The sequence below is a fragment of the Pseudomonas sp. DVZ6 genome, from assembly GCF_024259445.1.
Classification (GTDB): domain Bacteria; phylum Pseudomonadota; class Gammaproteobacteria; order Pseudomonadales; family Pseudomonadaceae; genus Aquipseudomonas; species Aquipseudomonas peradeniyensis.
Map to the genome: position 1 here is coordinate 1 of NZ_JANCLM010000077.1, position 9,242 is coordinate 9,242.

Annotated in this window: 7 protein-coding genes; 1 reads left to right on the plus strand and 6 read right to left on the minus strand. The window is 66.3% G+C overall.

Features of this window, described 5'->3' with window-relative positions:
• Positions 1-96 precede the first annotated feature (96 nt).
• The 6 genes from hutI to hutC form a co-directional block, all read right to left on the minus strand.
• Entirely contained in the window at positions 97-1,302 is a 1,206-nt protein-coding gene (gene hutI / locus NMG10_RS25560; protein ID WP_254465355.1) for an imidazolonepropionase, read from the minus strand.
• A gap of 18 nt (positions 1,303-1,320) precedes the next feature.
• Positions 1,321-2,724, minus strand: coding sequence for an amino acid permease (locus NMG10_RS25565; RefSeq protein ID WP_203648365.1), 1,404 nt, complete (start codon positions 2,722-2,724; stop codon positions 1,321-1,323).
• 150 nt (positions 2,725-2,874) lie between these two features.
• Entirely contained in the window at positions 2,875-4,407 is a 1,533-nt protein-coding gene (gene hutH, locus NMG10_RS25570) for a histidine ammonia-lyase (RefSeq protein WP_254465356.1), read from the minus strand.
• Positions 4,408-4,494: 87 nt separating this feature from the next.
• Positions 4,495-6,168, minus strand: coding sequence for a urocanate hydratase (gene hutU / locus NMG10_RS25575; RefSeq protein WP_203648367.1), 1,674 nt, complete (start codon positions 6,166-6,168; stop codon positions 4,495-4,497).
• Positions 6,169-6,411: 243 nt separating this feature from the next.
• Positions 6,412-6,984, minus strand: a complete 573-nt coding sequence (locus NMG10_RS25580; RefSeq protein WP_203648369.1) for a HutD family protein — start codon at positions 6,982-6,984, stop codon at positions 6,412-6,414.
• On the minus strand, positions 6,981-7,691 hold the full coding sequence (hutC, locus tag NMG10_RS25585; RefSeq protein ID WP_254465358.1) for a histidine utilization repressor: 711 nt from the start codon (positions 7,689-7,691) through the stop codon (positions 6,981-6,983). The genes NMG10_RS25580 and hutC overlap by 4 nt, the downstream gene beginning before the upstream one ends.
• A gap of 144 nt (positions 7,692-7,835) precedes the next feature.
• On the opposite strand from hutC, the gene NMG10_RS25590 reads away from it, so the two are divergent.
• Positions 7,836-9,200, plus strand: coding sequence for a formimidoylglutamate deiminase (locus tag NMG10_RS25590; RefSeq protein WP_254465357.1), 1,365 nt, complete (start codon positions 7,836-7,838; stop codon positions 9,198-9,200).
• Positions 9,201-9,242: the final 42 nt, after the last annotated feature.

Here is a 9,242-nt window from a genome sequence, read left to right on the forward strand (position 1 = left end):
TCCCCGCGATGGATGGCACCGGCTTCGCCGGTATCGCGGGGCAAGCCCGCTCCCACGAAGCCCTGCTCCTGACACCGCAGTGCAGCTTCGATTCTTTCAATTGGAGATTTCGTGGCCCAGGCGCACCACGCGCTTGGGCAGGTCGCCGCCGAGCCAGTAGCTGAGGTCGGCCGGGCGTTCGATCTGCCAGGCGATGAAATCCGCCACCTTGCCCACTTCCAGCGAGCCGTGGCTGTCGCCCAGCCCCAGCGCCGTGGCGGCGTGCACGGTGACGCCGGCCAGGGCTTCTTCCGGGGTCATACGGAAACAGGTGCAGCCCATGTTCAGCATCAGGCGCAGCGACAGCCCCGGCGAGGTACCGGGGTTGAGGTCGCTGGCCAGGGCGATCTTCACGCCATGCCGGCGCAGGGCGTCCATCGGTGGCAGCTGGGTTTCGCGCAGGAAGTAGAATGCCCCCGGCAGCAGCACCGCGACCGTGCCGGCCTCGGCCATGGCAATGGTGTCTTCCTCGGTCATGAACTCCAGGTGATCGGCCGACAGCGCCTGGTAGCGGGCCGCCAGGCTTGAGCCGTGCAGCGACGACAACTGCTCGGCGTGCAGCTTGACCGGCAGCCCCAGCTCACGCGCCTTGATGAACAGGCGCTCGACCTGGGCCGGAGAGAACGCCAGGTGCTCGCAGAAGGCATCCACCGCATCCACCAGCCCCTCGGCGGCCAGCACCGGGAGCATCTCGTCGCAGATATGGTCGATGTAGTCGTCCGCCCTGCCCGCATACTCCGGCGGCAAGGCATGGGCGGCCAGGCAGGTGCTGCGCACGGTCAGCGGCAGCTCCTCACCCAGGCGCCGGGCGACGCGCAGCATCTTGCGTTCGTTCTCAAGGTCCAGGCCGTAGCCGGACTTGATCTCGATCGTGGTCACGCCGTCGCGCATCAGCGCCTGAACTCGCTGGCGGGCACTGGCCAGTAGCTCGTCCTCGCTGGCCGCGCGGGTGGCCCGCACGGTGCTGGCGATACCGCCGCCCTGGGCGGCGATTTCGGCATAGCTGACGCCCTGCAGGCGCTGCTCGAACTCGCCGCTGCGGTTGCCGCCGAACACCGCGTGGGTGTGGCAGTCGATCAGCCCGGGGGTGACCCAGGCACCGCCCAGGTCGACGACCCGGTCGGCTTCGACCGGCGGCACATCAGCGCGGGGACCGATCCACTCGATCAGGCCAGCGCTGGTGACGATCGCCGCGTCCTCGATGACCGCGTAGCGGCCCTCGGTCATGGTCGCGGCGTGGCAGTGCTGCCAGAGGGTTCTCATCAGGATCTCCTTGTAAGCTTAACGGTGCAGCTCGGCAGGCTCCCGGAGCGGCTCGCCACCACCCGCGCGCGGCTTGCACCACAGCAGGTAGGACGCCACCAGGAACACCACCCAGATCACCCCGACGATCAACGCCGCCTGGGTATCGGGGAAGTAGCCGAGCACACCGAAGATGAACACCATGAAGGCAATGGCCAGGGCCGGGCCATAGGGCCAGAAGGGTACCGGGAACTTGAGCTGGGCGACTTGCTCGCGGCTCATGCTGCGGCGCATGGCGACCTGGGTGACCAGGATCATCAGCCACACCCACACGGTGGCGAAGGTGGCGATCGAGGCAATCAGCAGGAACACGTTTTCCGGGATCAGGTAGTTGAGCAGCACACCGACCAGCAGCGCCGCGCCCATCACCACCACGGTCATCCATGGCACGCCGTGTTTCGACAGTTTGCCGAAGCCACGCGGTGCCTGGCCATGCTGGGCCAGGCCGTACATCATGCGCCCGGCACCGAAGATGTCGCTGTTGATCGCCGAAATCGCCGCCGAGATCACCACGATATTGAGCACGGCTGCGGCCGAGCCGATCCCCAGGTTGCTGAAGATCTGCACGAACGGGCTGCCCTGGCTGCCGATCTGCGGCCACGGATACAGGCACATCAGCACGAACAGGGTGAGCACGTAGAACAGCAGGATGCGCAGCGGCACGGCGTTAATTGCCTTGGGGATGACGCGCTGAGGGTCTTTCGCTTCACCTGCGGTGACGCCGATGATCTCGATGCCGCCGAAGGCGAACATCACCACCGCGAACGAGGCGATCAGGCCACTGACGCCATTGGGCATGAAGCCGCCATGGTCGAACAGGTTGCTCACCCCGACCGCGTGCCCGGTGCCCACCTGGCTGAAGCCGAAAGCCATGATGCCAAGGCCCGCGAGAATCATCGCGACGATTGCGCCGACCTTGAGCAGCGACAGCCAGAACTCCATCTCGCCGAAGACCCGCACGTTGCACAGGTTCAGGCCGCCGATCAGGAACACGATGCCCAGTACCCAGATCCAGCGGGCGACCTCGGGGAACCAGAAGCCCATGTAGATACCGAAGGCGGTGACGTCGGCGATGGCGACGATGACCATCTCGAAGGCGTAGGTCCAACCGAGGATGAAGCCGGCCATCGGGCCGAGGTAGGTGCTGGCGTAGTGGCCGAAGGAGCCGGCCACCGGGTTGTGCACGGCCATCTCGCCGAGGGCGCGCATGACCATGAATACGGCGGCGCCGCCGATCAGGTAGGCCAGCAGCACGGCCGGGCCGGCCATCTGGATGGCCGAGGCCGAACCGTAGAAAAGCCCGGTACCGATTGCCGAACCGAGCGCCATGAAACGGATATGCCGGGCCGATAGCCCGCGCTTGAGACCTTGAGCTTGTTGCATGTCACGTCCTTATTGTTGTTCTGGTCGTGAGAATGAGGGGGGCTGCTGCGCAGCCCATCGCGGCACAAGGCCGCTCCTACAGGGGAACGCATTGCCTGTGTAGGAGCAGCCTTGCGCCGCGAAAGGGCCGCAAAGCGGCCCCCGACGGTGTTACAGGCTAGGCAGGACCCCAGCCGGCAGCAGGCCGGTCAAGGTACCTTTGGCCAGCAGCTCGGACGCCACCTCGATATCCGGTGCGAAGAAACGGTCGCGGTCATAGTGCGGCACGTCCTTGCGCAGCGCCTGGCGCGCCTGCTCCAGCTTGACCGAAGTCTTCAGCCCCTTGCGCAGGTCCAGGCCCTGGCAGGCGCCCAGCCATTCGATGGCCAGCACGCCACGGGTGTTCTCGGCCATTTCCCACAGGCGCTTGCCGGCGGCCGGGGCCATCGACACATGGTCTTCCTGGTTGGCCGAGGTTGGCAGGCTGTCAACGCTGTGCGGGTGCGACAAGGCCTTGTTCTCGCTGGCCAACGCGGCAGCGGTGACCTGGGCGATCATGAAGCCGGAGTTGACCCCGCCGTTTTCCACCAGGAACGGCGGCAGCTGGGACATGTGCTTGTCCATCATCAGCGAGATGCGGCGCTCGCTCAGCGAGCCAATCTCGGCGATCGCCAGGGCCAGGTTGTCGGCGGCCATGGCCACGGGCTCGGCGTGGAAGTTGCCGCCAGAGATCACGTCGCCTTCGGCGGCGAACACCAGCGGGTTGTCCGACACGGCGTTGGCTTCGATACCGAGCACTTCGGCGGCCTGGCGGATCTGGGTCAGGCAGGCACCCATGACCTGTGGCTGGCAGCGCAGGGAGTACGGGTCCTGGACCTTGTCGCAGTTCTTGTGCGACAGCGACACTTCGCTGGTGTCGCCCAGCAGGTCGCGGAAGCAGGCGGCGGTGTCGATCTGGCCGCGCTGGCCACGCACTTCATGGATACGCGCATCGAACGGCGAGCGCGAACCCAGTGCCGCTTCCACGGTCAGGCCGCCGCAGGCGATGGCCGCGGCGTACAGGTCTTCGGCCTGGAACAGGCCGCGCAGGGCGTAGGCGGTGGAGGCCTGGGTACCGTTGAGCAGGGCCAGGCCCTCTTTGGCGGCCAGGGTCAGTGGCTCCAGGCCAGCGACGGCCAGGGCCTCGGTGGCAGGCAGCCACTGGCCCTGGTAGCGGGCCTTGCCCTCGCCCAGCAGCACCAGCGACATGTGTGCCAGCGGTGCCAGGTCGCCGGAAGCGCCGACCGAGCCCTTGAGCGGGATGTGTGGATAGACTTCGGCGTTGACCAGGGCGATCAGCGCGTCGATGACCTTGCGGCGGATACCGGAGAAGCCACGACTGAGGCTGTTGATCTTCAGCACCATGATCAGGCGCACCAGGCTGTCGTCCAGCGGCGCGCCGATACCGGCGGCGTGGGACAGCACCAGCGAACGCTGCAGGTTCTCAAGGTCATGGCTGGCAATGCGGGTCGAGGCCAGCAGGCCGAAACCGGTGTTGATGCCGTAGGCGGTGCGGTCTTCGGCGATGATCTGTTCGACGCAGGCAACGCTGGCGTCGATGGCCGGCGCGGCGCTGGCATCCAGCTGCAGGCGCACGGGGGCGGCATGGATGGCGCGCAGTTGGGCCAGGGTCAGGGTGCCGGGCTTGAGGGTCAATTCGGTCACTTCGCTACTCCAATCGCATGGGGCCGCGCAGGGCCCCTTCTTGTTGTTCAGTATCACCCGTACAGGGTGCGATCCAAAGCGCGCCGATCAGCCGGTGATCATCGGCAGGTCCAGGCCCTGCTCCTTGGCGCAGTCGATGGCGATCTGGTAACCGGCATCGGCGTGGCGCATCACGCCGGTCCCCGGGTCGTTGGTCAGCACGCGGGCGATACGCTCGGCGGCTTCATCGGTACCGTCGCAGACGATGACCATGCCCGAGTGCTGGGAGAAGCCCATGCCCACGCCACCGCCGTGGTGCAGCGAAACCCAGGTGGCGCCGCCCGCAGTATTGAGCAGGGCGTTGAGCAGCGGCCAGTCGGAGACCGCGTCGGAGCCGTCGCGCATGGCTTCGGTTTCGCGGTTGGGGCTGGATACCGAGCCCGAGTCCAGGTGGTCGCGACCGATCACCACCGGCGCCGACAGCTCGCCGCTGCGCACCATTTCGTTGAACGCCAGGCCGAGCTTGGCACGCAGACCCAGGCCGACCCAGCAGATACGCGCTGGCAGGCCCTGGAAGCTGATGCGCTCGCGGGCCATGTCCAGCCAGCGGTGCAGGTGAGCGTCGTCCGGGATCAGTTCCTTGACCTTGGCGTCGGTCTTGTAGATGTCCTCGGCGTCGCCGGACAGCGCGGCCCAACGGAACGGGCCGACACCGCGGCAGAACAACGGGCGGATGTAGGCCGGTACGAAGCCCGGGAAATCGAAAGCGTTTGCCACGCCTTCTTCCTTGGCCATCTGGCGGATGTTGTTGCCGTAGTCGAAAGTCGGGATGCCTTGCGCCTGGAAGTCGAGCATGGCCTTGACGTGCACGGCCATCGATTGCTTGGCGGCCTTGACCACCGCAGCCGGGTCGGTCTGGGCGCGGTCGCGGTATTGCTCCCAGGTCCAGCCGGCCGGCAGGTAGCCGTTGAGCGGGTCGTGGGCGCTGGTCTGGTCGGTGACCATGTCCGGGCGCACGCCACGCTTGACCAGCTCCGGCAGGATCTCGGCGGCGTTGCCGTGCAGGGCGATGGAGATGGCCTTGCCTTCGGCGGTGTACTTGGCGATGCGCGCCAGGGCGTCGTCCAGGTCCTTGGCCTGCTCATCGACGTAGCGGGTTTCCAGGCGGAAATCGATGCGGCTCTGCTGGCACTCGATGTTCAGCGAGCAGGCGCCGGCCAGGGTCGCGGCCAGTGGCTGGGCGCCGCCCATGCCACCGAGGCCCGCGGTCAGTACCCACTTGCCTTTCAGGCTGCCGTTGTAGTGCTGGCGACCGGCCTCGACGAAGGTTTCGTAGGTGCCTTGGACGATGCCCTGGCTGCCGATGTAGATCCAGCTGCCGGCGGTCATCTGGCCGTACATGGCCAGGCCCTTGGCGTCCAGCTCATTGAAGTGTTCCCAGTTGGCCCAGTGCGGCACCAGGTTGGAGTTGGCGATCAGCACGCGCGGGGCGTTGCTGTGGGTCTTGAACACGCCGACCGGCTTGCCCGACTGCACCAGCAGGGTTTCGTCGTCTTCCAGGCGGGTCAGGGTCTCGACGATTTTGTCGTAGCACTCCCAGTTGCGCGCGGCGCGGCCGATGCCGCCGTACACCACCAGCTCTTTCGGGTTTTCGGCGACCTGCGGGTCGAGGTTGTTCATCAGCATGCGCAGCGGGGCTTCGGTCAGCCAGCTCTTGGCGGTCAGCTTGTTGCCACGCGGGGCACGGATTTCTACGTCACGGTATTTGTTGTTGTCAGTCACGGGGATGTCCTCTGCGGTCGTCCGACGGCATGTGTGTGTGTCGTGGCGATATACAAACACACCTTTACTTGTATGTACAAGCATAGGCAACCAAAAAAAACCGACCATTCCTCGGGATTCATCAAATGCAAATGGGGCCGCTACGCGACCCTTTCGCGGCACAAGGCCGCTCCTACAGGTCCCGCGCAATCCTGTAGGAGCGGCCTTGTGCCGCGAAAGGCTCACGTAGCGGCCCCGGCTATCTCAACGTGTAATGAGCTCTATCAGGCAGAACCGCCCCTGCACATCCAGCTCCAGCAACCCCTCGCTGCCATCGATCCGCAGGCAGTCATACCGCCCAAGCTGCTGCGCACCCTCCCCGGCCAGCCCCACCTCGACATGATTGCCGGCGGCAAACAGCAACAGCGTCGACGCCGAACTGAACACCCGGTTGCCGCCATCGAACCACTGCAACCGCGCCCGATAGCGCTGCGGCGCATAGATCAGGTTGAAATCGCGAATCGCCCCACCCAGCAGCTTGCAACTGACCTGGCTCTCGCCACTGAAGGCGAACGCATCGAACGGCAACAGCGGCCGGCTGGCCTGGCCGTCGACCAGCAACCGCATGCCGTCGCCCTGCAATACGGTGATGATCCGCTGGTACCCGGCAAAGGTGGAAAAGCCACCGGACTCCTCGATATCGGCAATCGACAGGCGCCAGCCGAAACCGTCCAGGCTGTCGCCGACATCGCGGGTGATCTCTTCGGTGAAGCCACCACCGTTCTTCCAGGGCATGCGCGGATAATCCCGCGCACGCAACAGCTGCAACTGAGTCATTTGCTGAATCGTCCTTCCAGACGGTGACGGGAACCGGGGTGGATCAGGCGCGCGGCGGTCACCGGCTGGCGTCCCGACCAGGTGCGGCGGCGGATCAGCAGGCACGGCTCGCCCCGCTCGATCTGCAACAGCGTGCATTCTTCAGGCTCGGCGAGGATGGCCTCGACCACATGCTCGCCTTCGGTGAGCGGCGCGACCTGCGACAGGTAGGCGTAGGGCGTCTGCCGGGTAAAATCCTGCTTGAGGTAGTCCGGGGCGATGGCGGCGTTGACGTAGCGGTCCTCGATCTGCACCGGCACGTCGTTCTCGTAATGCACGATCAACGAGTGGAACACCCGCTGGCCTTCGCGCATGTCCAGTGCCAGGGCGCGCTCGGAGCCAGCGGCCTCCTCGGCCAGGGTGATCACCTGGCAGCTATGCTGGTGGCCACGGCCGGCGATTTCGTCGGCGATGTTGTTGACCTCGAACAGCGCCGAGCGGGTCTTGGGCTCGGCGACGAAGGTGCCGACACCCTGCATGCGCACCAGCAGGCCCTCGGCGGTCAGCTCGCGCAGCGCGCGGTTGATGGTCATGCGGCTGAAGCCCAGCTCGCTGACCAGTTCGCTCTCCGAGGGCACCCGATGATGAGGCGGCCAGCTGCCGCTCTCGATCTGCTGGATGATCATCTGTTTCACCCGGGCGTAGAGCGGCGCCGGCCCTTCGCCCATCTGGGCAACCAGCGCGGAGACAGGAAGTGTCGGCACGGCGTTGAATCCTTGTGCGGTTGGAGTGAACGGTAGCTTGCCGGAGTTTACCCGGCAGGCAAACGGCTGTATATGTATATACAAGTTAACAATAACAGGATTTCACCGATGTCCGCCTACTTCGCCGAACGCGCCCTGCTGCCCTCGGGCTGGGCCCGCAATGTCCGCCTGGAGGTCGCCGCCGACGGCCGACTGGCCTCAATCGAGGCCGATGCCAGCGCCGATGGCGCCGAGCGCCTGGCCGGGCCGTTGCTGCCGGGCATGCCCAACCTGCACTCGCACGCGTTCCAGCGGGCCATGGCGGGGCTGGCGGAAGTGGCCGGCAACCCCAACGACAGCTTCTGGACCTGGCGCGAGCTGATGTACCGCCTGGTCGGCCGGATCACCCCGGAGCAGTTGCAGGTGATCGCCCGCCAGCTGTACATCGAGATGCTCAAGGCCGGATACACCTCGGTGGCCGAGTTCCATTATGTCCACCATGACCAGAACGGCCAGGCCTATGCCGACCCTGCCGAGCTGTCACGCCGCATCAGCGCCGCCGCCAGTGCCAGCGGCATCGGCCTGACCTTGCTGCCGGTGCTGTACAGCCATTCCGGCTTCGGCGGCCAGGCCCCCAACGACGGTCAGCGACGCTTCATCAATTCCACCGAGCAGTACCTGCGCCTGCAACAGCAGCTTGCACCCTTGCTGGCGCAACAACCGGCGCAGGCGCTGGGACTGTGCTTCCACTCCCTGCGCGCCGTGACGCCGGGCCAGATCGCCGATGTGCTGGGCGCCAGTGATGCGGCCTGCCCGGTGCATATCCACATTGCCGAGCAGCAGAAGGAAGTCGATGACTGCCTGGCCTGGAGCGGCCGCCGTCCGCTGCAGTGGTTGTACGAGCATGTCGAAGTCGACCAGCGCTGGTGCCTGGTCCACGCCACCCACGCCGAAGCCGACGAAGTCGCCGCCATGGCCCGCAGCGGCGCGGTGGCCGGGCTGTGCCTGACCACCGAGGCGAACCTGGGCGACGGTATCTTCCCGGCGGTGGACTACCTGGCCCAGGGCGGGCGCATGGGCATCGGCTCGGACAGCCATGTGTCGCTCAGCGTGGTCGAGGAGCTGCGCTGGCTGGAGTATGGCCAGCGCCTGCGCGACCAACGGCGCAACCGCCTGTATCGCGCAGACCAGCCGATGGTGGGCCGTACCCTCTACGATGCCGCGCTGACTGGCGGCGCCCAGGCGCTGGGGCAACCGATCGGCGAGCTCGCCGTGGGCAAGCGCGCGGACTGGCTGGTGCTCGATGGACAGGACCCGTATCTGGCCGTGGCGGACGGCGATGCGATCCTCAACCGCTGGTTGTTTGCGGGCGGCGACCGCCAGGTGCGTGATGTGATGGTCAACGGGCAGTGGGTGGTGCGCCAGGGGCGGCATGGGCAGGAAGAGGAAAGCGCGCTGGCGTTTGTCGAGGTGCTACGCCAGCTTCTAGCCTGAACACGGTCCCTGTAGGAGCGGCCTTGCGCCGCGAAAGGGCCG